The 24,231-nt window shown below is 69.6% G+C and carries 24 protein-coding genes and 1 pseudogene; 23 read left to right on the forward strand and 2 right to left on the reverse strand.

The genetic code is table 11. The features are described from left to right. The 18 genes and pseudogenes from ACWEV3_RS42565 to hypB form a co-directional block, all read left to right on the forward strand. Positions 1 to 554, forward strand: a pseudogene (locus ACWEV3_RS42565) (hypothetical protein); the annotation flags it as partial. Further along, on the forward strand, positions 554 to 733 hold the full coding sequence (locus tag ACWEV3_RS42570; RefSeq protein WP_452619360.1) for a hypothetical protein: 180 nt from the start codon (positions 554 to 556) through the stop codon (positions 731 to 733). The pseudogene ACWEV3_RS42565 and the gene ACWEV3_RS42570, both read left to right, overlap by 1 nt. A 35-nt stretch (positions 734 to 768) precedes the next feature. Beyond that, the gene (locus ACWEV3_RS42575; RefSeq protein ID WP_452619380.1) at positions 769 to 1,818 is read left to right on the forward strand and encodes an NADH-quinone oxidoreductase subunit B family protein; all 1,050 of its coding nucleotides are present in this window, start codon (positions 769 to 771) and stop codon (positions 1,816 to 1,818) included. Positions 1,819 to 1,853: 35 nt separating this feature from the next. Then, entirely contained in the window at positions 1,854 to 3,656 is a 1,803-nt protein-coding gene (locus ACWEV3_RS42580; protein ID WP_452619361.1) for a nickel-dependent hydrogenase large subunit, read from the forward strand. Beyond that, positions 3,649 to 4,197 (forward strand): NifU family protein, encoded by a 549-nt coding sequence (locus tag ACWEV3_RS42585; RefSeq protein WP_452619362.1) that lies wholly within the window; start codon positions 3,649 to 3,651, stop codon positions 4,195 to 4,197. Before ACWEV3_RS42580 ends, ACWEV3_RS42585 begins: the two co-directional genes overlap by 8 nt. Beyond that, a complete protein-coding gene (locus ACWEV3_RS42590) occupies positions 4,194 to 4,793 on the forward strand; it encodes a DUF5947 family protein (protein WP_452619363.1) in 600 nt (199 codons plus the stop codon). Before ACWEV3_RS42585 ends, ACWEV3_RS42590 begins: the two co-directional genes overlap by 4 nt. After that, positions 4,786 to 4,992 carry a hypothetical protein gene (locus tag ACWEV3_RS42595; protein WP_452619364.1) on the forward strand — a complete coding sequence of 69 codons (207 nt, stop codon included), beginning with the start codon at positions 4,786 to 4,788 and terminating at the stop codon, positions 4,990 to 4,992. The genes ACWEV3_RS42590 and ACWEV3_RS42595 overlap by 8 nt, the downstream gene beginning before the upstream one ends. A 17-nt stretch (positions 4,993 to 5,009) precedes the next feature. Further along, positions 5,010 to 5,165, forward strand: a complete 156-nt coding sequence (locus tag ACWEV3_RS42600) for a hypothetical protein (protein WP_452619365.1) — start codon at positions 5,010 to 5,012, stop codon at positions 5,163 to 5,165. Between the two features lie 28 nt (positions 5,166 to 5,193). Continuing rightward, entirely contained in the window at positions 5,194 to 5,727 is a 534-nt protein-coding gene (locus ACWEV3_RS42605; protein WP_452619366.1) for a hydrogenase maturation protease, read from the forward strand. Then, a complete protein-coding gene (locus tag ACWEV3_RS42610; protein WP_452619367.1) occupies positions 5,724 to 6,413 on the forward strand; it encodes a hypothetical protein in 690 nt (229 codons plus the stop codon). Before ACWEV3_RS42605 ends, ACWEV3_RS42610 begins: the two co-directional genes overlap by 4 nt. Before the next feature lie 238 nt (positions 6,414 to 6,651). Further along, positions 6,652 to 7,272, forward strand: coding sequence for a D-sedoheptulose-7-phosphate isomerase (locus ACWEV3_RS42615; RefSeq protein ID WP_452619368.1), 621 nt, complete (start codon positions 6,652 to 6,654; stop codon positions 7,270 to 7,272). Between the two features lie 41 nt (positions 7,273 to 7,313). Next, positions 7,314 to 7,490 (forward strand): hydrogenase assembly protein HupF, encoded by a 177-nt coding sequence (locus ACWEV3_RS42620; RefSeq protein WP_452619369.1) that lies wholly within the window; start codon positions 7,314 to 7,316, stop codon positions 7,488 to 7,490. A gap of 27 nt (positions 7,491 to 7,517) precedes the next feature. Continuing rightward, a complete protein-coding gene (locus tag ACWEV3_RS42625) occupies positions 7,518 to 8,189 on the forward strand; it encodes a D-sedoheptulose-7-phosphate isomerase (RefSeq protein WP_452619381.1) in 672 nt (223 codons plus the stop codon). Further along, on the forward strand, positions 8,167 to 8,436 hold the full coding sequence (locus tag ACWEV3_RS42630) for a HypC/HybG/HupF family hydrogenase formation chaperone (RefSeq protein WP_358573892.1): 270 nt from the start codon (positions 8,167 to 8,169) through the stop codon (positions 8,434 to 8,436). Before ACWEV3_RS42625 ends, ACWEV3_RS42630 begins: the two co-directional genes overlap by 23 nt. 12 nt (positions 8,437 to 8,448) lie before the next feature. Beyond that, entirely contained in the window at positions 8,449 to 9,576 is a 1,128-nt protein-coding gene (hypD, locus tag ACWEV3_RS42635) for a hydrogenase formation protein HypD (RefSeq protein ID WP_452619370.1), read from the forward strand. Beyond that, a complete protein-coding gene (gene hypE, locus ACWEV3_RS42640; protein WP_452619371.1) occupies positions 9,573 to 10,676 on the forward strand; it encodes a hydrogenase expression/formation protein HypE in 1,104 nt (367 codons plus the stop codon). The genes hypD and hypE overlap by 4 nt, the downstream gene beginning before the upstream one ends. A 3-nt stretch (positions 10,677 to 10,679) precedes the next feature. Beyond that, positions 10,680 to 11,009, forward strand: a complete 330-nt coding sequence (locus tag ACWEV3_RS42645) for a hydrogenase maturation nickel metallochaperone HypA/HybF (protein WP_452619372.1) — start codon at positions 10,680 to 10,682, stop codon at positions 11,007 to 11,009. Beyond that, entirely contained in the window at positions 11,010 to 11,690 is a 681-nt protein-coding gene (hypB, locus tag ACWEV3_RS42650; RefSeq protein ID WP_452619373.1) for a hydrogenase nickel incorporation protein HypB, read from the forward strand. Here hypB and hypF read toward each other — a convergent pair. Further along, entirely contained in the window at positions 11,687 to 13,954 is a 2,268-nt protein-coding gene (gene hypF / locus ACWEV3_RS42655) for a carbamoyltransferase HypF (RefSeq protein ID WP_452619374.1), read from the reverse strand. The two genes, hypB and hypF, sit on opposite strands and share 4 nt — an antisense overlap. 684 nt (positions 13,955 to 14,638) lie before the next feature. Between hypF and ACWEV3_RS42660 the strand changes: the two genes are divergently transcribed. The 5 genes from ACWEV3_RS42660 (at position 14,639) to ACWEV3_RS42680 (ending at position 23,290) form a co-directional block, all read left to right on the forward strand. Next, positions 14,639 to 16,558 (forward strand): Hsp70 family protein, encoded by a 1,920-nt coding sequence (locus tag ACWEV3_RS42660; protein WP_452619375.1) that lies wholly within the window; start codon positions 14,639 to 14,641, stop codon positions 16,556 to 16,558. 44 nt (positions 16,559 to 16,602) lie between these two features. Continuing rightward, positions 16,603 to 19,062 (forward strand): hypothetical protein, encoded by a 2,460-nt coding sequence (locus ACWEV3_RS42665; protein WP_452619376.1) that lies wholly within the window; start codon positions 16,603 to 16,605, stop codon positions 19,060 to 19,062. Positions 19,063 to 19,114: 52 nt separating this feature from the next. Further along, positions 19,115 to 21,007: a dynamin family protein gene (locus tag ACWEV3_RS42670; RefSeq protein ID WP_452619377.1), complete on the forward strand. Its 1,893-nt coding sequence runs from the start codon at positions 19,115 to 19,117 to the stop codon at positions 21,005 to 21,007. Then, a complete protein-coding gene (locus tag ACWEV3_RS42675; protein ID WP_452619378.1) occupies positions 20,976 to 22,463 on the forward strand; it encodes a dynamin family protein in 1,488 nt (495 codons plus the stop codon). Before ACWEV3_RS42670 ends, ACWEV3_RS42675 begins: the two co-directional genes overlap by 32 nt. A 125-nt stretch (positions 22,464 to 22,588) precedes the next feature. After that, entirely contained in the window at positions 22,589 to 23,290 is a 702-nt protein-coding gene (locus tag ACWEV3_RS42680) for a hypothetical protein (RefSeq protein WP_452619379.1), read from the forward strand. A 233-nt stretch (positions 23,291 to 23,523) separates the two neighbouring features. Here ACWEV3_RS42680 and ACWEV3_RS42685 read toward each other — a convergent pair whose 3' ends face one another. Then, entirely contained in the window at positions 23,524 to 24,033 is a 510-nt protein-coding gene (locus ACWEV3_RS42685) for a metallophosphoesterase family protein (protein ID WP_452619382.1), read from the reverse strand. Between the last annotated feature and the right edge of the window lie 198 nt (positions 24,034 to 24,231).

Genomic DNA, 24,231 nt, shown 5'->3' on the forward strand with positions numbered 1-24,231 from the left:
CGGAGGGCATCGCCGCGTCGCTGTCCGCCGTCGCCGAAAGGGTAGGAGGCGGGGCCTACCGCCTGCGCGTTCGAGTCGAGAATCGCGATCGCGATGTGCCTGCCGGTGCGTCTCGCCCGGCGGCCCTGCGGCGTTCGCTGGTGGCCACCCACTTGCTGATCAGCGGACGCGGACTGGAGTTCTGCTCCATGATGGACCCGCCCGGTGAGCTCTCGGCCGCGGTGGCCGCCAGTCGCAACGTCCACGCGTTCCCAGTCCTCATCGGCGATGACACCGACCTGGTGCTGTCCTCGCCCATCCTCCTGCCCGATCACCCCGAAGTGGCCCCGGAAAGCCCGGGTGATCTGCACGACGCGACCGAGATCGACGAGATGTTGTCCCTGCTGACACTCGCGCTCACCGATGCGGAGAAGCGCGAAGCGCGGGCCACTGATCCTCGTGCCGCCGAGATCCTCGACCGCGTGGACGGCATGCCGCCGGAGGTCCTGGCGCGGCTGCACGGCACGATGCGCTCGCTGCGCGACGCCACCGGGGCACGAGGGGACGGCACCTGATGCAGCAGGAGGACCTGATCGCACACGACCACCGCACGGTCGAGCAGCCGTGCGGCGACCCCGACTCGCTCGGCAGGTTGTGCGAAGGGGACGGCACGTTGCCGCACGAACTGCGCCAGAAGGAACTGCTCGGGTACGACCGGATACGGGATCGGTTGCAGGGGAGGCCCGCGACATGACTGCCGACGACGAGCTGGAGACGCGGAAGCAGGAGATGAGCCGCGCCGCGCGACGAAGTGGGTTCGAGGAGATCGACATCCTGTGGATCTCCGAGGGGATGAGCTGCGACGGCGACACCGTTTCGGTGACGGCGTCGAGACAACCCGCGATCGAGGACGTGGTGCTCGGCCTCATCCCGGGGCTGCCGAAGGTCAACCTGCACAACAAGGTCCTCTCACCCACGCCCGGCGGGGAGGAGTTCCTCCAGCCGTTCCGCGCCGCGGCGCGCGGGGAGCTGGAGCCGTTCGTCTTGGTGATCGAGGGCTCCATCCCGAACCAGAACGTCATCGAAGGCGACGGGTACTGGACGTCGTTCGGCAACGACCCGGAGACCGGTGAGCCGCTGCCGCTGAACTGGTGGCTCGACCGCCTCGCGCCGAAGGCGTGGGCCGTGGTCGCGGCCGGCACCTGCGCGACCTACGGCGGGATCCACGCGATGGCCGGCAATCCCACCGGGTGCATGGGGCTCGCCGACTACCTGGGCTGGGAGTTCAAGTCCCGCGGCGGGCTCCCGATCATCAACATCCCGGGGTGCCCGGTGCAACCGGAGAACTTCATGGAGACCTTGACGTGGTTGCTGTACCACGCCGCGGGAGCCGCGCCGGCGCCGCCGCTGGACGAGAAGTTGCGGCCGCAGTGGCTGTTCGGCAAGACCGTGCACGAGGGCTGCGATCGGGCGGGCTACTACGAGCAGGCCGACTTCGCCAAGGACTACAACTCGCCGAAGTGCCAGGTGAAGGTCGGCTGCTGGGGCCCGGTGGTCAACTGCAACGTGCCCAAGCGCGGCTGGATATCCGGGGTCGGCGGCTGCCCGAACGTGGGCGGCATCTGCATCGGCTGCACCATGCCGGGATTCCCGGACATGTTCATGCCGTTCATGGACGAACCGACCGGGGCGAGCCTGTCCAGCATCCTCGCCAAGCCCTACGGATCGTTCATCCGGCGGATGCGCGGGATCACCAACAGGGTCGCGAACAAGGAACCGAAGTGGCATCACAAGCAGCCGGCGCTGACGAGTGGTTACGACCCCCGTTGGCGTCCGTAGGCAGCGGCTGACGAGGAGAGCAGGAGAACCGGACCATGGCCGATCGCGGAACCAGCGCTGGACCGAAGCAGGGCAAGCTCGTCGAGATGAACTGGGATCCGATCACCCGGATCATCGGCAACCTCGGCGTGTACACCAAGATCGACTTCGCCAACGGCGAGGTCGCCGAATGCCACAGCACGTCATCGTTGTTCCGCGGCTACTCGGTGTTCATGAAGGGCAAGGACCCGCGTGACGCGGGGTTCATCACCAGCCGGATCTGCGGCATCTGCGGCGACAACCACACGGCGTGCTCCAACTACGCGCAGCAGATGGCCTACGGGATCAAACCGCCTCCGCTGGCGGAAACGATCGTCAACCTCGGCGAAGCGGCCGAGTACATGTTCGACCACACGATCTTCCAGGACAACATGGTCTTCGTGGACTTCTGCGAGGCGATCGTCAAGGAGACCAACCCGACCCTGCTGCGGCGCGCGGAGTCCGCCGAGGCCAAGAACCGGGATGTGCACGGCTACCGCACGATCGCCGACATCATGCGGGGGTTCAACCCCTTCGAGGGCGAGATCTACAAGGAGGCCCTGCAGATCAGCCGGGTGACGCGGGAGATGTTCTGCCTGATGGAAGGCAGGCACGTGCATCCGTCCACGATGTACCCGGGCGGGGTGGGGACGATGCCCGAGCCGACGACCTTCACCGACTACCTGTCCCGGCTGGTGCGGGTCCTGGACTTCGTGAAGAAGTCCGTCGCGCTCAACGACGACGTCTTCGACTTCTTCTACGAGGCGCTGCCGGGGTACGAGGAGGTCGGCAGGCGCCGGGTGCTGCTGGGGTGCTGGGGCGCGTGGCAGAACCCCGACGTCTGCGACTACCGCTACGAGACGATGAGCGAGTGGGGCAAGGCGATGCACGTGACGCCCGGCGTCATCGTGGACGGCGAACTCGTCACGAACGACCTCGTCGACATCAACCTGGGCATCCGGATCCTGCTCGGGAGCTCGTTCTACGAGGACTGGGTGAACGAGGAACCGTTCGTGACCCGTGATCCCCTGGGGAACCCGGTGGACATGCGCCACCCGTGGAACCAGACGACCGTGCCCGTCCCGCAGAAGCGCGACTTCGACGGGAACTACAGCTGGGTGATGAGCCCGCGGTGGTTCGACGGGCAGAACCACTTGGCGCTGGACACCGGCGGCGGGCCGCTGGCGCGGCTGTGGTCCACCGCGCTGAACGGTCTCGTCGACACGCCCTACGTCCGGGCGACCGGGTCGAGCGTGCAGATCTCCCTGCCGCGCAGCGACAAGCTTCCCGAGACGACGCTCGAATGGCGCATTCCGCACGACAAGGCGGGAAAGCCGCTGTCGAACGCGATCGAGCGGGACCGGGCGCGGGTGTACTTCGTCGCCTACGCCGCGGCCATGGCGCTGCACTTCACCGAGCAGGCATTGGAGCAGGTGCGAGCCGGCGACAGCCGGATCTTCACGGATTTCGAGGTGCCCGACGAGGCCATCGGATGCGGGTTCCACGAGGCGGTCCGCGGAGTGCTCTCGCACCACCTGGTGATCAAGGACAAGAAGATCGCGAACTACCACCCGTACCCGCCGACCCCGTGGAACGCCAGTCCGCGGGACAGCTTCGGCGTGCCCGGCCCGTACGAGGACGCGGTGGGCGGAACGCCGATCTTCGAGGAGAACGGCGCCGACGACTTCAAGGGCATCGACATCATGCGCACGGTGCGCAGCTTCGACCCGTGCTTGCCCTGCGGCGTGCACATGTACCTGGGAGGCGGCCGGGAGCTCCGGAAAGTGCATTCGCCCACCTTCGGAGGAGCGCATGCCTGACCGGAGCAGGCTCGACGACGCGGCGGTCCAGGAGCGGCTCGCCCGAGTCGACGACCTGCTCGCGACCGTCGAGCAGGCGCCGGGGCCGACCGCCGACGCGGCGATGGAATCGGTGCAGATCCTGATCGAGGTCTACGGCGAGGCATTGGGCAGGGTCGTGGACCTGGGCGGGCCGCTCGCCCGAACGCTCACCCAGGACGAGTTGCTGAAGCACCTGATGGTCCTGCACGAGATCCATCCGGATCCGGTCGCCGAGCGCGTGCGGCAGGCCATCGACGACGTCCGCCCGCACGTCGAGTCGCGCGGCGGGCAGGTGGAGCTGACCGAGGTGGCGGGGAACGTCGCGCGGGTGCGGCTGACCGGAGTGCGCGGGAGTTGTTCGTCGACGTCCGCCGACGTGGCACGGGCGATCACCGAAACGGTGTTGGCCCTGGTGCCCGAGGTAGCGGAGGTCGACGTGGCGCAGCCGGCCACGCCATCGACGATCCCGGTGGATGCCGTGCTGAGCCGCGCCCGGGGCAGCGCGCGGAGGCAGGCGTGAGGTCCGCGGCACTGGAGCGCCTGGCTCGGCAAGCCCGCCGGCGTGCGGAAGGGCAGCCCTGCGACGTCTGCGGCGCTCCGGTTCCCGACGAGCACCGCCACGTGCTGGACCTGGGGCGGGGCGAGCTCATGTGCGCCTGCCGGGCATGTTCGGTGCTGTTCGACCGGGATGCCGCCGGCGGCGATCACTTCCGGCTCGTGCCGCAGCGGCGGCAGCGGTTGGACCCCGTGCCCACGGGAAGCCTGGGCGTCCCGGTCGGGTTGGTCTTCGTCACGGTGAAGTCGGACGGCACCGTGGTCGCCCATTACCCCAGCCCCGTGGGAGCCACGGAGTGGGAGGTCGATCCGTGCGTTTGGGGGGAGGTCGTGGACCGGCACGCAGAGCTCGGGACGATGGCCCGGGACGTCGAGGCGCTGCTGGTGAACACCGCACGCGGGCAGCGGGAGCACTGGATCGTTCCCATCGAGGACTGCTTCCGGCTGGTCGCCGTGGTGCGCCAGGAGTGGAGCGGGCTGTCCGGCGGTTCAACCGTGTGGCCGGCGATCGAGCGATTCTTCGCGGAGCTGGCCGAAGACCGGAGGAGTTGCGATGGGTGAGATCAAGGTCGGCAAGCAGGACGTGAAGGTCGATACGCCCAGTCACGTCCCGGGCCTGCACCAGGGGAACCATGGCCCGTCCCGGCGGCAGGCGGGGCACCACGCCGACGGCACGGCCGACGCCCGCCGTTCGACCGGGATCCAGTCGAAGCACCACAACGCGATTCTCGAGATCATGCCGAACGTCTCGCCGGGTTGATCGGGAGGGAGGCTCGAATGGCGAGGAAAGTCCTTATATTGCAGGCAGCCTTGATCGGCGCGGGGTTGGCGGCGCTGTTGCTGAGAGAACTGCCCGGGTTGGTGCGAGAAATCAGGATGTGGCGGATGGCCATCAACTTCCGCGGCGGCGCGCGCCGGGAAGGCACGCCCTAGCGGCGATCGATCTGCGGAAGGCGATGGAATGGGTAAGGCACGTGTCGTGTCGGATGCCGTGCTGCGCGAAGGACGTTCTCCCCGACGGGGGCGGATCCTGGTCGCGGGCGTGGGAAATGTCTTCCTGGGCGACGACGGGTTCGGCGTCGCGGTCGCCGCCCGGTTGGCGGAAGACCCGCCGCCGAGCGCGACGGTCGCGGACTTCGGCATCCGGGGCATGCACCTGGCTTACGAGCTGATGAACGGCTACGACGTGCTCGTCCTGGTCGACGCGGTGGCGCGTGGCGAGGTGCCGGGAACCGTCTCGGTCCTCGAACCCGACCTGGCGGCGATCGAACCTGCGGCCGGCGTGGACGGCCACGGCATGAACCCGGACTCGGTGCTCGGCTGTTGCGCGGGTTTCGGCGTGCCTCTGAGCAGGGCCCTGGTCGTCGGCTGCGAGCCCGCGGACTGCTCCTACCGGTGGGGACTCACCGAGCCGGTGGCGGAGTCGGTCGATGCGGCCGCGGCCGTCGTTCGCGAGCTCGTCGCCGATCTGGACACCGCGCGGGGGACGTCGTGACCGCCGGCGCCGAACCGCTTCCGGCCGTCGGGATGCGGGTCCGGCTGCGGCCTTCCCGGCGCGCCGACATCGTCGACATCGCGCTGGCGGGGAGGCTCGCCGAGGTGGACGGCGTCGAGCGCGGGGCGGACGGCCGGGTTTACGTGCTCGTGTCGCTGGTCGGCGACACCGCGGCGGACCTCGGTCGCATGAGCCAACTGGGCCACCGGTTCTTCTTCGACCCGGACGAGCTCGAACCGGTTTCCGATGCGGGTGAGCACCGGGTCCTCGTCGCAGCCCTCGGCGGCGACGCCGTCAAGCCGGGCGAATGCGCGGTGCGCAGGGTCGTCGAACACCTGCGTGGATGCGACCTCCCGCCCGGGGTGCGCGTCGCTGATTTCGGTGTTCGAGGGCAGGACCTGGCGCGGGCGCTGGAGGAGTTCGACGCCGCGGTCGTGCTGCGCGCCGGGCCGATCGGGGAAGTCGGCTCCACCGGGCTCGCGGATCTGCCGTTGACCCCGGCTCACCGGTGCGGCCAGGTCATCGTGGTCGGCTGCGGCGACGCGGAACGCGGTGAACCGGACGGTGGAAAGCGCATCGCCGGTGTCGTCCTGTCCGTTGTGGACGATGTGCTCGCCGGTCGCCCGATCCGGGGGGCGAGCGCCGGCGAAGGGGCCGATTCAGATCGAGTACGCGGGCACGCGTGACGTGACCGCCGGGGACGCAGGGCGGCGATTTCGCGCGAAATCGCCATCGATGCCCGGTCGGGAGGCGGCCTGCACGACATGTGAAAGCGACTCGAATGTCCTTGAGGGCAAAGCAGATCGAGTTGTCCCGGCGGGGCACCGCCTTTAGCGTCTCAGGCGCGGCGCAGGAGTTGAACTCGCTCCGCCGCGCAAGCTGCTTCGGGGGGCACCGCATGATCGCGAGTGAGGATGTGACCTGATGCCGTGGTCCGAGGAGGCCGCCGGGCGAGCCGTCGACGAGATCTTCGAACGACGGGTGGCACCGCTGCAGGCGTTGGTGGGGGACGCCGAGCAGGTCGCACGCGCGTGCCATGTGATGGCCACCCGGTTCCACGAGGGCGGCAAGCTCATCGTGTTCGGCAACGGCGGGCCGAGCACGGACGCCCAGCACGTGGCCGTCGAGTTCGTGCATCCCGTGATCGTGGGCAAGCGGGCACTGCCGGCGATCTCGTTGACCTCGGACGTGGCAACGGTGACCGGCGTCGCCACCGGAGCGGGCCTGGACGAGGTCTTCGCCCACCAGATCCGCCACCTCGCCGACCCCGGCGACATCGCGCTGGGCATCTCCACCGATGGCGGCTGCGGCAACGTGCTGCGCGGCCTGGCCGAAGCGCGCGGGCAGGGACTGCTGACCGTCGGACTGCTGGGCGGCGACGGCGGGCGCATCGCCCGTTCCGGGCTCGACCACGTGCTGATCGCCGCCGCGCGTGACCCGCGAGTGGTCAAGGAAGTGCACGTGACGACGTACCACATCCTCTGGGAACTGGTTCACGTGTTCTTCGAACACCCGGGCGCGTTGCGGCGGGAGGCGATCGCGTGACGGCCGGGGAACCCGCGGAGACCTGCCGCGGGGATTCGTGCGTGACCTGCTCGGACGAGGTCGTGGCGGTCGAGGTGCTGCGGCTGCTGGACGACGGGCTCGCGGCCGTGGCCACCGAAGCGGGTGAGGAAGTCGTCAGCGTCGCGCTGGTGTCGGCTCGTCCCGGGGACACGGTGCTGGTCCACGCCGGTGAGTCGATCGGGATCGTGAAGGGGTGACCGCTCGTGGATGCCGGTACTGATGCCATGGGCTCGCTGTACCCGTTCTTGTCGAGGGCGGAGGGCGATGTCGATGCGGTGCTCGACGAAGTCCGGGCGTCCACACAGGACAAGGCGCGGGAGATCGTGCATCTCCGCGGCGCGGTCCTGGACCGGTACCGCGGCGAGATCATCGCGTGCGCAACGGCGATGGCGGACCGCTTCGCCCGCGGCGGCCGGTTGCTCACCTTCGGCAACGGTGGCAGCTCCACCGACGCCCAAGACCTCGCCAGCCTGTTCCTGAGCCCGGGCCGAGCGGAGCGCGCCCTCCCGGCGATCGGCTTGACCAGCGACATCGCGGTGGTCACGGCGCTGTCCAACGACATCGGGTTCGACGTGGTGTTCGCCCGCCAGATCGGTGCCTTCGGCCGCCGCCAGGACATCGCGGTGGGCCTGTCCACCAGCGGGAACTCCGCGAACCTGCTGCGGGCTTTCGAGGAAGCCGCGCAGCGCGGGTTGCTCACCGTGGGCATCGCCGGCGACAAGGGCGGCCGGATGGGCGAGTCCGAGCACATCGACCACCTCTTCGTGGTGCCGTCCGCCTCGGTGCACCGCATCCAGGAGGCGCAGACCACGCTCTACCACGCGCTTTGGGAGATGACCTTGCTGGCGTTGGACGAAGCGGGAGGAGCCGCCGATGTGCCTGGCGATACCCGGTGAGGTCCTGGCGATCCTCCCGGACCGGCCGGACCTCGCCAAGGTCGAGGTGAGCGGAGTCCGCCGCAACATCAACATCGGGCTCCTCGGGGAACCACCGGAACCGGGGCAGTGGATCCTGATCCACGTCGGCTTCGCATTGTCCACAATAGACGAAGCGGAGGCTCGCGCGGTGCTGGAGTTCTTGGAGGGCCTGGGGCAGACCTACACCGACGAGATCGACGCGCTGCAGGATTCGCGCATCGAGTGAGTGGGGGGACCGATGCGATTCGTCGACGAGTACCGGGACGCGGACAAGGCGAGAGCGCTGGCCGCCGAGATCGCCGCGCTGTGCGAGCCGGGACGGCAGTACAAGTTCATGGAGGTCTGCGGCGGGCACACCCACACCATCTACAAGCACGGCATCGAGGACTACCTGCCGGAGAACGTGCACCTGGTGCACGGACCCGGGTGTCCGGTGTGCGTGATCCCGATGGGCCGGGTCGACGACGCCATCCACATCGCGCGCCGGCCCGGGGTCCTCATGACCTCCTTCGGCGACATGATGCGCGTGCCCGGCAGCAACGGGAACTTCTTCGACTCCAACGCCGAGGACACCAACATCCGGATGGTGTACTCGCCGCTGGACTCGTTGAAGCTCGCCCGGCAGGACCCCGACCGGCACGTGGTGTTCATGGCCATCGGGTTCGAGACCACCGCCCCGTCGACGGCGATGACGCTGCTGCGGGCGGAGCAGGAAGGGCTGGAGAACTTCTCCGTCTTCGGCAACCACGTGACGATCATCCCGGCGATCAAGGCGATCCTGGACTCCCCGGACCTGCGGCTGGACGGGTTCCTCGGCCCGGGGCACGTGTCGACGGTGATCGGCTGCCGGCCGTACGAGTTCATCGCCCGGGACTACGGCAAGCCGGTGGTGGTCTCGGGCTTCGAGCCGCTGGACATCATGCAGTCGATCTACCTGCTGCTCAAGCAACTGGCCGAGGGCCGTTGCGAGGTGGAGAACCAGTACAAGCGCGTGGTGCCGTGGGACGGCAACACGACCGCCTTGGAAGCGATCGCCAAGACGATGGAGCTGCGCCCGTACTTCGAGTGGCGCGGCCTCGGCTTCATCTCGCACTCGGCGCTGCGGCTCCGCGACGCCTATGCGCGGTTCGACGCCGAGCGGCGCTTCGAGCTGCCGGGCGTGCGGGTGGCCGATCCCAAGGCATGCCAGTGCGGTGAGGTGCTCAAGGGAGTCCTCAAACCGTGGGAGTGCAAGGTGTTCGGCACCGCGTGCACGCCGGAAACACCGATCGGCACCTGCATGGTCTCGCCGGAGGGCGCGTGCGCCGCGTACTACAACTTCGGGCGGTTCAGCCGGGACCGGGTCAAGGAGGCGAGCCGGACGTGAGCACCGAGCGCCGCGGCGAGCTGGCCGAACTCGACGCCGAGCAGCAGGTGCTCGACCGGATCGAGAAGGCCCGTCGCCGCAAGCCGAAGGTGAAGGAGGAGCGGATCACGCTCGCGCACGGATCCGGCGGGAAGGCGACGCAGACGCTCGTCGAGGCCGTGTTCCTGGAGGCGTTCCGCAACGAAATGCTGGAGCAGCTGGAAGACGGCGCGGAACTCGCGGTCGACGGGGGGCGGCTGGCGTTCACCACCGACTCGTTCGTGGTGTCACCGCTGTTCTTCCCCGGTGGGAACATCGGCGACCTGGCGGTCAACGGCACGGTCAACGACCTCGCGGTCTCCGGTGCGACGCCGCGGTACCTCTCGGCGGGTTTCCTGATCGAGGAGGGGTTTCCGGTCGCCGACCTGCGCCGCATCGTCGAGTCGATGGCGACCGCGGCGCGGGCGGCCGGCGTCGAGGTGGTCACCGGCGACACCAAGGTCGTGGAGAAGGGCAAGGCCGACGGCTGCTACATCAACACCTCGGGCGTCGGCGTTCTGCACACCGATCACCGGCTCGGTGTCCGCACGGCGCGTCCGGGCGATGCCGTGCTGGTCTCGGGACCGATCGGGGATCACGGCGTGACGGTGATGCTCGCCCGGGGAGAACTGGACATCGACTCCGACGTGGTCTCCGACACCGCGCCGGTGCACGGGCTCGTCGCGGACCTGCTCACCGCGGTGCCGGAGGTCCGAGCGCTGCGCGACGCCACGCGCGGCGGTGTCGCGACGATCCTCAACGAGATCGCCCAGGCCGCTCAGGTGGCCGTCGTCGTCGACGAAGCGGCGGTACCGGTGCGCACCGAGGTCCGGGGCGCCTCGGAACTGCTGGGCATCGACCCGCTCTACGTGGCCTGCGAGGGACGCATCGTCGCGGTCGTCCCGGGCGGGCAGGCCGAGACGGCGCTGGAGGCGATGCGCGCGAATCCGCTGGGGGAGCAGGCCGCCTTGATCGGGCGCATCGGTGACGATCCACCCGGGCTGGTGCTGCTGAACACGACCTTCGGCGGCACCCGGATCGTCGATCTGCTGGTCGGCGATCCACTACCGCGGATCTGCTGAGCCTTGCACGAGCTCGGCATCACCCAGAGCATCGTGGACGCCGTCCTGGAGGCGGTGGACGAGCCGGTCATCGAGCGCGTGCACCTGGAGATCGGGCGGCTTTCCGGCGTGGTGCCGGATGCGATCCGGTTCTGCTTCGAGCTCGTGGCGGACGGCACCCGGCTGTCGACGGCCGACCTGGCCATCGCAGAACCGGCCGGGCGCGGCGAATGCCGCTCGTGCGGACAGGAGATCGCGATGGACGAGCTGCTCGCGCGCTGCCCGTGCGGCGGCGTCGACATCGCGATCCTCGCCGGACAAGAACTTCGGATCAAGGCCGTGGAGGTGGGGTAGATGTGCGGCACGTGCGGCTGTGACGAGGAATCATCGCGGACGGTGGTCCTGGAGCAGCAGGTGTTGGCCAAGAACGACGGGCTCGCCGCCGGGAACCGGGACCGCGCGCAGTCCCGGGGGATCGCCTTGATCAACCTGATGAGCTCGCCCGGTTCCGGCAAGACCAGCCTGCTGGCCCGCACCGTGCGGGAATTCGACGGCGCCCCGCTCTCGGTCGTCGAAGGCGATCAGGAAACGGGCCTCGACGCGGCACGATTGCGGGAGAGCGGATGCCCGGTGGTGCAGATCAACACCGGAACGGGATGCCACCTGGACGCGGCCATGCTGTCCGACGCCCTGCGCGCCCTGCGACCGCCGGACCGTTCGGTGGTGTTCGTCGAGAACGTCGGGAACCTGGTGTGCCCGGCGCTGTTCGACCTCGGCGAGCGCGCCAGGGTGGTCCTCGCGTCGGTGACCGAGGGGGAGGACAAACCCCTGAAGTACCCGCACATGTTCCGCTCGGCGGACCTGGTGCTGCTCAACAAGATCGACCTGCTGCCCCACGTCGATTTCGACGTGGCCCGCTTCACCGACGCCGCGTCCACCGCCAATCCCGGCGCCCGGGTGCAGCCCCTGTCGGTCTCGACGGGGGAAGGCCTCGACGCCTGGTACGCCTGGCTGGACAAGCAAGTGCTTGCCTAGCGCCGTGCGCGGCACAGCGCACCGGCGACGGCGGCTTGCCCCAGGCTGATCCCGCCGTCGTTGGCCGGAACCTGCGAATGCAGCAACGTGCGGAACCCGTTGCGGTCCAACAGCATCATGACGCGCCGCAACAGCAGGACGTTCTGGAAGACACCGCCGGACAGGGCCACGGTGCCGATCCCGGTGGAATCCCGCAGCCGGCCGCAAACGTCCACGACCGCCGCCGCCAACCCGTTGTGGAACCGCGCGGCGATCACCGGCAGCGGCGTTGCGGCACGGAGATCGGCGACGACCGAGCGCACCAGGTCCGCGCCGCGAACGCGCAACACCGGCCCGCCACTGATCGACACCGGGTATTCGCCCGCCTCCGTGGTGTCGGCGAGTTGTTCGAGCTCGATGGCGGCCTGGCCCTCGTAGTTGATCAGGTCCCGCACGCCGAGGATCGCCGCCACGGCGTCGAAGAGCCGCCCGGCGCTGGAAGTCGGCGGCGCGTGGCGATCCCATCGAGACAGCGCGGCGACTTCGGCCCAGTTCGCGTTGCGCTGCAGCACATCGAGATCCGGGGACAGGTTCCCGCACTCGGCGAGGTGGGCGACCGCGGCCCGCCACGGCTGCTTGATGGCGGTCGTTCCCCCGGGCAGCGGAACCGGCTCCAGATGGCCCTGCCGGCGGAAGCCGGTCAGGTCGGCGACCAGGAACTCCCCGCCCCAGATCGAGCCGTCGCCGCCGTACCCGGTCCCGTCGAACGCCACTCCGAGCACGGGGCCGGATTCGCCGTTGTCGGCCAGGCAGGATGCGATGTGCGCGTGGTGGTGCTGCACCCCGACCAGCTCGATGCCGTCCAGCTCCGCCGCGTACTTCGTCGACAGGTACTCGGGGTGCAGGTCGTGGGCGACGACCCGCGGTTCGGCGTCGAAGAGCCGGCAGAAGTGCTCGATCCCGGCGGTGAAGGACCGCAGCGTCTCGTAGTTCTCCAGGTCGCCGATGTGGTGGGAGAGGAAGACGTGCTCGCCCTTGGCGACGCCGAAGGTGTTCTTCAGCTCGGCACCGCAGGCCAGCACCGGCTGCGGGAACGGCCACGGCAGCGTCACCGGTTCCGGCACGTAGCCGCGGGACCGCCGGACCGGCATCGTGCGGCCGCCGACCACGCGGACGACGGAGTCATCGGTGCGGACGTGGATGGGCCGGTCGTGGACCAGGAACGCGTCGGCGATGTCGCCCAGCCGTGCGAGAGCGTCGTCATCGCGGTAGGCGATCGGTTCGTCGGAGACGTTGCCGCTGGTGAGCACGATCGGCCGGGGAAAGCGGCGCAGGAGCAGGTGGTGCAGCGGGGTGTAGGGAAGCATGAGGCCCAGCTGGTGATTCCCGGGCGCGACGCTCGGCGCGACCGGGGCGGCGGGCAGCCGGTCCAGCAGCACGATGGGGCGTCGCCGGGACGTGAGCGCGGCTTGCTCCGCATCGTCGATCGCGCACAGTGACCGGGCCTGCTCCACCGAGGCCACCATGACCGCGAAGGGCTTGTCCTCCCGGTGCTTGCGCTTGCGCAGGGTGGCCGCCGCATCGCTGTTGGTCGCGTCCACGGCCAAGTGGTACCCGCCCAAGCCCTTCACGGCCAGCACTTCGCCGCGGGCCAAGACCGCCACCGCTTCGGCGAGGGGGTCGCCCTGAAGGGGCGCGCCGCCGCGGTCGGTCAGCAGCAGCCGCGGCCCGCAGTCCGGGCAGCACACCGGCTGGGCGTGGAACCGGCGGTTCGCCGGATCGCGGTACTCCGCCTCGCACCGGGCGCACAGGGCGAATCCCGCCATCGTCGTGTTCGGGCGGTCGTACGGAACGTCCCGGACGATGGTGAACCGCGGCCCGCAGTTGGTGCAGTTGGTGAAGGGGTAAGCGGACCGCCGGTCGTCCGGATCGGTGATTTCGCCCAGGCAGTCGGCGCAGGTGGCGCTATCGCTGGAGACGAGGGCCGCCCGCGAACCGGTCGAGTCGCTGTCGACGACCCGGAACCCGGTTTCGGCCACGGCCGCGACATCGGCGACGGAGATCCGGGCCACCACCGCCAACGGCGGAGCCTGCTCCCGGAGCATGCCGAGGAACCGCCGGATTCCCGACGCCGGCCCTTCCACCTCGACGAACACGCCGTGCACGTCGTTGCCGACGTGCCCGGCCAGCCCCAGGCCGGTCGCCAGCGAGTAGACGAAGGGCCGAAAACCCACGCCCTGCACGATTCCCTCGACCCAAACACGCTTCCGGACCAATTCGCCCATCGACCCAGTCTCGAACGAAGGAACACGCGACGCATCCGCGCGACTTCACCCAGACGCGGACTCTGCCGGCGCACCTACGCACCCGGATGAGCGGGTGCCACTCCCGCACACAGAGCGCACCCGAATCCCTACAGGCCCACGCCGCCCGCGCAGCAGAACCGGTAGGGGCGGCCTGCGGTCAGGCCCGGACTCTGTTCCTGGACGGCGCGAGAACCCGTGTTCGACGGGCACGAGACCATTCGAGCGTTGCGACGTGCAGGTGTGCTTCCGGAGGTTGGCAGGCCCGTCCACATCGCGTCCCGAACGCCACTCCTGAAACTGTCCACACCAGACACGGTTGCGGCAGAAGGTGATTCTGCCTGCCACCGAGTCATTCGGGGCATTTGGCGAACGATTCGCTTCTCGCTGTCGACGGATTCCTTGATTGGCGCGCATTTCCCCGCCTGAGACGGGACTTTCGGCGCTATTGCCGGGCAAACTCGGCGTGTTCGCATGGCTACAGGGCGACCAGGACGAGTGTGGACGCAGATGGGGCGCGGCCACGACGCAGCGGTTGCCACGTGGGTGCACCACCGCTCCGGCGCAGTCGGCCGGAACATGGCGGTGGCGGGCCGCGGGTGCGCCAGGCGTACCGCAGACCACCACCGGGACGGGAACCAGGGCTGGCACAGGAGACAGACCTCGATGGGATACCAGCTCGGGGTGGACCTCGGCACCACCTTCACCGCGGCGGCAGTCGCCGTGGAGGACCGAGTCGAGGTCGCCACGCTAGGTGAGCACGCGCCGAAGGTGCCGTCGGTGCTGTTCCTGACCGCCGCCGACGACTTCCTCGTCGGCGAGGCCGCGCACCGCCGGGCGGCCACCGACCCCGGTCGCGTGGTCCGGGAGTTCAAGCGCCGGTTCGGCGACCCGGCCCCGATCATCCTGGGCGGCAAACCGTTCTCCGCCGACGCGCTGATGGCCCGGCTGCTGCGCTGGACCGTCGACACCGTCGCCCGCGAGCGGGGCGAGCAGCCCGAGCACGTGACGGTCTGCCACCCGGCGAACTGGGGGCCGTACAAGCAAGACCTGCTCGCCCAGTGCTTCCAGCTGGCCGACCTGACCGGGGCCACCACGGTGACCGAACCGGAGGCCGCGGCCATCTCCTACGCCTCGGCGGAACGGGTCGACGCCGGTGACACCGTCGCCGTCTACGACCTCGGCGGCGGCACGTTCGACGCGGCGGTGCTGGCCAAGCGCGAGCGCGGATTCGACCTGGTCGGAGCATCGCAGGGCATCGAACACCTCGGCGGTATGGACTTCGACGAGGCCGTGCTGACCCACGTCGTGCGCAGCACCGGGAAGTCCTTGCACGGACTTGATCCGCGCGACGTGCACACCCGGCAGATCATCCTGCGCCTGCGAGCCGAATGCACGGCCGCCAAGGAGGCGTTGTCGGAGGACACCCAGACGGTCGTGCCGGTGCTGCTGCCCCAGGTCCAGACGCAGGTGCGGCTGACCCGGCAGGAGTTCGAGCAGATGATCCGGCCGAGCGTCTCCGAAACCATCCGGGACCTCCTGCGCGCACTGCGTTCGGCCGAGATCGAGCCGGGGGACCTGCAGAAGGTGCTGCTGGTCGGCGGATCCTCGCGGATCCCGCTGATCTCCCAGATGATCTCCGGGGAGCTGCGCAGGCCGGTGGCGGTCGACGCCTCCCCGAAGTACGCGATCGCCTCCGGCGCGGCCATCACCGCACGCGAACGAGCCGCCAGCCGGCTCACCCCGGCTTCGCCGTCCGCAGCCGCGAGCCCGGCGCTAGCCGGGATGAGCGAGCCCGCTGCGGAGTTGGGCCCACCGGTAGGCGTCCCGCAGGAGGCGCCGAGCGAGCCGGCGCCGGTGCAGCCGGAGCCGGCACCGACGGAGCCGGTACCGCAGCAGCGTGCCGCGGCGGAGCCGTCGGCACCTGACGAGCCGGAACCCGCTCCGGTCGCTGCCGCACCCCGGGAAACGGTCGGCTACGTGCCCGAGGCCGCACCGGTCGCACCACCGAGCTCGCCGCTCAAGATGCCTTCGAAGCCCTCGATGCCGTCGCTGAAGGTCCCCGCAGCGCTGAAGGAGCGGCGCGCGCGAGTGATCACGCTCGTGGTCGTTGTGGTCTTGTTGCTCGGGGGCGCGGGTTGGGGCGGCTGGACGTTGTTGTCGGGGCTCTCCGGGGCACCTCCGCCACCTGCGGTAGCACCGTCGGCCCCTGCGCCGACGCCGAATTACGTCCCGAACCAGCCGGGCGGCACCGACTCCGGTAGCAGCGGCGGTACGGACAGCGGTACGGGCGGTGGTTCCGGAGGGGGCACCGATAGCGGTTCCGGAGGTTCCGGTGGTGGCACCGACAACGGATCCGGCGGCGGCTCTGGGGGCGGTTCCGGCGGTGGCACGGACCACGGATCCGGCGGCGGCTCCGGGGGCGGTTCCGGCGGTGGCACGGACCACGGATCCGGCGGTGGCTCCGGGGGCGGCGGTACCGGCGGCGGTTCCGGGACCGATCACCCGAGGCCCACTGACGAAAGCCCTCCGAAGACCGGCGATGGAGGAACTGACGGCACCAACCAGGGCACCCACAACCAGTGATGGCGTCCGGGTGGACGACCACCCACGACACGAGGCGGGAAGACATGGACGAGGAGATGGTCGCTGACACGGGTGCCGGCGACGAGACCACGGACTTCTCTGCCGAGGAAACGACGGACTACACGGCAGCGGAAACGACGGACTACTCCGCCGAAACCGATTCCTCGGCCGAGACGGACTACTCGGCAGATACCGACTACTCGGCAGATACCGACTACTCAGCCGAGACGGACTACACCGCCGAGACGTCCGACTACGACGCCGCCGAGGACTCCACAGACATCGCCTACACCGATCCATCCGACTACGGCACCGCTGAGGATTCCACCGACGTCGCCTACACCGATCCATCCGACTACGCGGTCGATGAGCCGGCGGACTACGGGGCCGAGCCCACGGAGGTGGTCGACGAGGCTCCCGAATACTTGACGGAGGACGTGGACCAACCCGCCGGGGAGACTTCCGACACCGGCGAGTACACAACCATGGAATACCAGTTCCCCGGGGGTGAAAGCTGGGCTTCCGAGGCGGGATACGAGCACTCCGGGACCGGGGATCAGCCGGAGGTGGAACCGGCTGAGCCTGGTTACGAGAGTTTGGCGCCGCATACGGATTATGAGCAGCCGGAGCGCGGGGCGTGGGATGACGTGCAGCCGGCCGAGCCTGGGTATGAGAGTTTGGCGCCGCATACGGATTATGAGCAGCCGGAGCGCGGGGCGTGGGATGACGTGCAGCCGGCTGAGCCTGGGTATGAGAGTTTGGCGCCGCATACGGATTATGAGCAGCCGGAGCGCGGGGCGTGGGATGACGTACAGCCGGCTGAGCCCGGTTACGAGAGCCTGGCGCCGCACACCGAGTACGAGCACCCGGACTACTCGACGACGCAAGACGAGGGCCTGGCCGCGGAACAGCAGGATCTCAGCCAGGAGGACCTGGACAGGCTGCGCGACCTGGACGCCCACGGCGTAGCGGGTCCGACCGGGTACTTCGGCGGCGAGGACATGAGGGAGCCGCTGGGAGCCGGCACCGCGGCCGAGACGGGCGTCCAGGACGACCTCTCCGGCTACACCGAGCCGGGCACCACCGAGCCGGGCACCACCGAGCCGGGAACCACCGAACCGGGCACCACCGAACCGGCGATGGACGAGACTTCGGGCGGCTTGCTCGGCGAGTCCGGGCAGGACCTGTGGGACACGGGGGACGACACGACGGGCTTGGATACGTCCGGGCTCTGGGACGGCGGAGGCTGGGACACCGGGATCCTCCCCGGGGAGTGGGACACCGGGGGCTGGGGCGGTGCTGGAGGCTGGGACACCGGCGGCTGGGGCGGTCCTGGAGGCTGGGACACCGGCGGCTGGACCACGACCACGACTACGACCACCACTACGACCACGACCACGCTGCCGTGGGCGCAGGGTGATCCGTTCTCGAATCCGGCCTTGCTCCAAATCTTCGAGCCGTCCCTGCACGACCCGGGCTGGCTGGGCGCCCCGGTCAGCGCCGCGACCTCCGCCGCCGGCGCCGAGTTGGGCGGTTGGGCCGGTGAGACGCTGACCGGCACCGACTGGGGCTCGTACGCCGGGGACACCCTGTCCGGGACGGGGTTCGGCGATTTCACCACGGTCGCCGACGACATGCTCGGCGGGGAGTGGGGCGACCTGGCCGGTTCGGTGACGACCACGATCGGCGACGTCGGGCTCGGCGAGCTCGGCGGAGACATCGGTGGTCTGCTCAGCGGCGACATCGGCGGGCTGGCCGACAACGTGGCCAGCGGGCTCGGTATCGGCGATTTCGGCCAGGCGGCCACCGACCTCTACAACGGTGACTGGGGCGGTCTGCTCGGTACCGCGGCCGAGGAACTCGGTGTCGGCGATCTCGGTCCGATCGACGACGTGGCTACCGGCGTCTTGAGCGGCGACTGGGGCGGGTTGGCCGACGAAGCGGTTGGTGTCGCGGCCGACGCGCTCGGTGTCGGGGAATACGCGGACGTGGCCACCGAGGTCTTGAGCGGTGACTGGGGCGGCATGCTGGACACCGCGGTGGACCTGGGCGGCGGCGCGCTCGGCGTCGGGGGTCTCGCCTCGGGCGTCGATGACCTCCTCGAAGGCGACTACAGCGCGGCGGTCGGCGGTGTCGCGGGCGCGACAGTCGGCGGGATGTTCCTCGGGCCGCTGGGAGCCGCAGCCGGTGGCTGGCTCGGCAGCGAGTTCGGCGAATGGCTCGGCGACGCCGGTGTCGACGATGCCATCGACGACGCGGCCGACGCGGTCGGTGACTTCACCTGGGACTTGGTGACCGACATCGGATTCGACGACGAGCTCACGGACGTCTGGGATTTCGGCACGGAGGCGGTCAGCGACATCGGTGACACCTTCACCGACGTCGGCGAGGCGGCGGGCGAGGTGTTCGACGACGCCGCGGAGACGGTGACCGACGTGGTCGATGAGGTCGGTGGTGCCCTGGAGGACGCCGGCGACGCCATCAGCGACTTCTTCGGGATCTGACCGATGTACATCCACAGTGGACTTTGACGGTAACGGGGTCGGGTGGGCGGCAATGACAGGGCCATCGCAGCAACCCAAGCCCCCCGAGGGGGGCTCCGCGCACTGGGTGGACGGCGTCGAAGCCGTCCTGGCCGCGGCCAGCAGGCTCGCCGAGAAGAGCGGGCGCAAGGACCTGGTCCGGCGGTTGAACGCGGACCGGAAGCACCTGGCCGACCGGAAGAAGCGGTTGATCCGCATCGTCGTGGTCGGCGAATTCAAGAAGGGCAAGAGCTCGCTGGTCAACGCGTTGGTCAACGTGCCGATCTGCCCGGTGGTGGACACCGCGTCCACCGCCGTACCGATGTCGATCACCTACGCCGAGAAGCCCGCCGTCACGTTGACCTACCAGCCGACCGGCAACGGCAAGAAGGAGGCCAGCCGGGTGGCCGCGCCGCTGCGGGAGATCCCCAGGCAGGTCACCGAGGCTCCGCCGAACGACAAGGGCGGCAAGTTGATGTGGGTGGACGTGGGCATTCCGAACCAGCTGCTGTCGCAGGGCGTGACCTTCGTGGACACGCCGGTCGGCGGTCTGAGCGAGACGGCGGAGGCGCCCACCTACGGCGTGCTGTCGGCCGCCGACGCGCTGGTGTTCGCCACCGACGCCGCGCAGGAACTCACCGCGACGGAGATCGAACTGCTCAAATCCGCGAAGAACCTCTGCCCGAGCGTCGTCTGCGCGGTGACGAAGATCGACCTCTACCCGCAGTGGCGGCAGATCGTCGAGCAGGACAAGGCGCACCTGCGCGCCGCGGGGCTGGAGATCCCGGTGTTCCCGGTGGCCACCGCGTTGCAGGCGCAGGCCGCGCTGAAACGCGACAAGCGGTTGTTCGCGGAGTCCGGTTGCGTGCCGCTGCTGGCCTACCTCGGGCAGAAGGTGGTCGCCAACATCGAACGGCTCACCCTGGCCGCGGTCACCGCGAACTTCCGCGACGTGCTGGGCCAGGTCGACCAGGTGCTGGCGGCCCGGCAGAAGACGTTGGCCGATCCCGAGCAGGGCAAGGAGCTCGTCGCGAAGCTGCAGGAGGCGGGCAAGAAGGCCGAGGCGTTGCGCGCCGCCGGGGCACGTTGGCAGCAGACGCTCGGTGACGGTTTCGGCAACATCTCGTCCGATGTGGACTTCGACATGCGGCGGCGGTTCCGGGACCTCACCCGGGAGGCCAACAAGGCGATCAACGAAGGGGATCCGGCGAAGACCTGGGAGGAGATCCAGGCGTGGATGCGGCGCCGGCTGACCGCGGAGGTGGTGGAGAACTACACGTTGCTCCAACAACGCGTCGCCGAGCTCGGCAAGTCGGTGGCCGAGCAGTTCGCCGAGGAGCAGCAGGGCGCCGAGGTCGAAGTGCACGCCGAGGCCCCCACGGAGCTGATCAAGGAGCTGGAGGAGGCGGCCGAGAACGTCGAGATCGTCAAGGCCAGCCTGAAGACCAAGGGGATGCGCACCGGCATGCTGCTGTTCAAGACCGTGGGCCGGGTGGCGCTGATGTCCGGGATGAACCCGGTGTCGATGGCCTTCGGCGTCCTCAGCGGTGTCGGCGGACTGCGCTCCGGGGCCAAGCGCGACGTGCAGGAACGCCGCCAGAAGGCCAAGGCGGCGGTCAACCAGTACACCGAGGACCTGAAGTTCCACGTCGCCAAGGACTCCAAGGACACCATCCGCCGGATGCAGCGCGAGATGCGGCAGGGCTATGCCGAACGCGCGGCGGAGCTGCAGAACGCGGCGGCGCAATCGGTGGCGGCGGCGAAGAAGTCGTTGCGGGCCGACAAGGACCAGCGGGAGCGCCGCCTGCCCGAGATGGAGCAGGCCCGCAAGTCCGTGGCAATGCTGCGCAGGAAAGCCGAAACGCTCTTCCGGGCAAGTGAAGGCGGGGTGCGGGATGAACAACTCATCGCTCATCCAGCAGGTTGACGGGGTGATCCGGTCGGCGGCCACCGCCTACGCCGGCACCCCGGCCGAGGCATCGCTGCAGACCCTCGCGGTGCGGGTTCGGCAACCGCTGCGGGTGGCCATCGCGGGCAAGGTCAAGGCCGGCAAGTCCACCCTGCTCAATGCGCTGATCGGCGAGGAGCTGGCGGCCACCGACGCGGGCGAGTGCACCCGTATCGTCACCTGGTTCCAGCACGGCGACAGTTGTCGCGTGGTGCTGCAGCCCAGGCAGGGGGAGGCGCGCGAGGTGCGGTACGCCCGCCCGGACAGCCGCGCCATCCGAATCGACCTCGGCGGCGCCCGGGCCGCGGACGTGGAGCGGCTGGTCGTGGAGTGGCCGTCCACCGCGCTGCGCAACTTCATGCTCATCGACACGCCGGGGATCGGTTCGGTGTCGACGGACATCTCCGAGCGGGCCCAGGACTTCCTGACCCCGGCGAACGGCCGGGTCACGCCGGCCGATGCGGTGCTGTACCTGATGCGCTACGCGCACCGCGAGGACATCCGGTTGCTGGAGGCGTTCCACGACGACGACATCGTGCAACCGACACCGGTCAACGCGGTGGGCGTGCTGTCGCGGGCCGACGAGATCGGTGCGGGCAAGATGGATTCGATGGCGAGCGCGGCGCGCGTGGCCGATTCCTACCGGAAGAGCGAGCAGGTGCGTCGGCTGTGCCAGACGGTGCTGCCGGTGACCGGGCTGCTCGCCTACACCGGGCGGACCCTGCGCGAGGAGGAATTCCACGGGCTGGAACTGCTGGCCAGGGCACCGGCCGAGGAACTGGCGCCGACACTGGTTTCGGTGGACCGCTTCATCAAGCTGGACTGCCCCGCCGAGGTCGACGCCGAAGGGCGGCGCCGCCTGCTGGACCGCCTGGGCATGTACGGACTGAGGCTGGGCATCGAGCTGATCAGGTCGGGCAAGTGCGGCAATTCCGCGCAGCTGGCCGCGATGCTCATCGAGAACTCCGGGCTGCGGCAGCTCGTCGCGGCGCTGGGCACCCAGTTCGCGGCCCGGGCCGAAGTGCTCAAGGCCCGGTCGGCGCTGCAGGCGCTGGGCACGGTGCTGCGGCAAATGCCGTTGGAGGGGAACAAACAACTGGTCGCGGAGGTGGAGCGGGTGTGGGCCGGCGCCCATGAGATCGCCGAGCTCCGGTTGCTCAACTCCCTGCGACAAGACCCCGCCGGACTCACCGAGGAGGAGGTCGCGGAAGCCGAGCGCCTGCTGGGGAGTTCCGGAATCGCCCCGGCCCGCCGCCTCGGGCTGGCACCGGAGGCCGACCAGGGGGCGATCCGAAATGCCGCGCAGGAGGCGCTGGCCCGTTGGCAGGGCCGGGCGGAAAGCCCGGCGAGCCTGCGGCAGTCGGTCGCCGCCGCCCAGGTCCTGATCCGCACCTGCGAAGGGATGCTGGGCGACCTCGTCGGGCCGACCGGGTGACCGCGGGGTGGTCGCGACCCGCTGCCGTTCGGCAGCGGGTCACTTGAGCCGGACATCGGTGCCCGCCGGGTCGGACCCCGTGCTGGAGTGCACGTTCGGTTCGGCGGGCCGGGAAGGAGGGTTCTGTGCAAGACGTGGGACCGAAAGCGAATCCTGGATATCCGAACGACAGCGGCGTCCCGTTCCCCGGGCCCGTCCAGGAAGGCGACTTCAGCGACGAGCACGCGGGCGAGCAGGCCGGAAAAGCTATCGGCGGCGTGATCGGGAGCGCTGCCGGTGCGGAGCTCGGCCCGGCCGGAACAGGCTGGGCCTTTGGCAGCGTCGGCGAAGGAATGGGCGGCATCGTCGGGGAAGGCGTCGACGCGGTCCGCGGCATGGAGATGGTGCCCGAAGAGGACCTCCCGCACGAAGTGGACCCCGCCGACGCGGGAGCCGCGACCGCCGCGTCCGAGCAGGGCGCCGGCATGTGCCTCCCCGGCACGGACGACATGGGCGGAATGTCGGCGGATGCGAACATGTCGGGCGGCGGTTACTCCGCCGAACCGAACATGTCGGTCGACCCGGGCTCGCTCGACGGTGGCTACTCGGTCGACCCGGACTCGCTCGATGGCGGCTACTCGGTCGACCCGGGCATGTCCGATAGCGGCTATTCCGTCGACCCGGGCATGACGGACGGCGGCTACTCCGCCGACCCGGACATGTCCGACGGCGGCTATTCCGCCGACCCGGACATGCTCGACGGTGGCTACTCGGTCGATCCGAGCTCGCTCGATGGCGGCTACTCCGCCGAGCCGGACATGTCCGACGACGATTCGGCGGACTATTGAGGAGATGATGGCTTCAAAATCCGTCCTCGTCGAAATAGGAACGGGACGATGGCTCTGCTCGTTCCGATGCGGCACGGGGCCCGCCCCGGCGTCATAACGCGAAGAGCCCCGTCGACGCACAGGCAGCGGTAGCCATCGTCCTGGTGCACCGCGGGATCGAATTTCCTGCACGCCGGGCGACAGCGCACCTCCGGTCGTCTGCGACGGGAGGTGCTCGGCTGCCAACCCGGGGGTCAGCCGGTGCAACGCGGTGGTAGGCGGTGGAGCACGACGTTGCGGATCTGCTCGCCGGAGATGTCTGCGGTCAAGTATGTGCAGTGCGGTTGGCTGCGACGATCGGTGGGAGAGCCGGGGTTGAGCAGTCGAAGACCGCCGGGCGTGGTGGTGTCCCACGGGATGTGGCTGTGCCCGAACACGAGCACGTCGGTGTCCGGGAACAACCGATCGCATCTGGCTTCCCGGCCCCGTGCGGGGCCGGTCTCGTGGATCACGGCGAGCCGGACTCCGCCCAGCTCGGCGCGGGCGATTTCGGGGAGCCGGCTTCGCAGTTGTGGGCCATCGTTGTTGCCGTACACCCCGATCGTCCGTGCGCTTCGCGCCTCGAGTTCGTCGAGCAGCGCGACATCGACCCAGTCGCCGGCGTGGATGACGGTGTCGGCTGTTGCCACCGCGTCCCAGATCTCCGATGGCAGGGCCTTGGCGCGTTTCGGGAGGTGGGTGTCGGCGATCAGCAGCAGGTGCATGCCCTGAGTGTCGAGCAGTCCGGTGCCGCTGCGCCACAGCGCGGCGGATGTGGTCAGCGCGTCGCGGCCCGTGGATGCCCAGCTGCCCGATGGCAAACCCGACCTAGTGTCCTGAGTCGTTGATTCGTTGTCAGGTTGTTAGGGTGTGGTATGGGTGATGGTCGTGGACCGAAGCTGGCCTTGCTGGAACTGAGCCAG

Source organism: Saccharopolyspora sp. NPDC003752 (assembly GCF_053605825.1).